The sequence below is a fragment of the Achromobacter sp. GbtcB20 genome, from assembly GCF_019091095.1.
Taxonomy (GTDB): Bacteria; Pseudomonadota; Gammaproteobacteria; order Burkholderiales; family Burkholderiaceae_B; genus Achromobacter; species Achromobacter mucicolens.
In genome coordinates this window covers 1-233 of sequence record NZ_JAGXJZ010000944.1, presented here as the reverse complement: position 1 = coordinate 233, position 233 = coordinate 1, and the positions used below count along the sequence as shown (strand labels likewise).

Genomic DNA, 233 nt, shown 5'->3' with positions numbered 1-233 from the left:
TGCTGGTCGGTGCACTGCCGTTCTGGGAAGGGCTGCGCCACCGCGCGGGCATCCAGACGGCCATGGCCGGCATCAACGCCGGCGTGGCCGGTATTCTGGTGTCCGCCCTCTATGACCCGGTATGGACGAGTGCCATCCACAGCAAGGCGGATTTTGGGCTGGCGCTGCTCTCGTTCGGACTGCTGACGGTGGGGCGCGTGCCGCCGGCGCTCGTGGTGCTGTTAGCCGGGCTG

The 233-nt window shown here is 68.7% G+C and carries 1 protein-coding gene; it reads left to right on the top strand.

What is annotated here, in order from left to right; genetic code table 11:
- On the top strand, positions 1-233 hold a 233-nt coding region (locus KVT32_RS31750; RefSeq protein WP_217619602.1), incomplete at both ends, for a chromate transporter.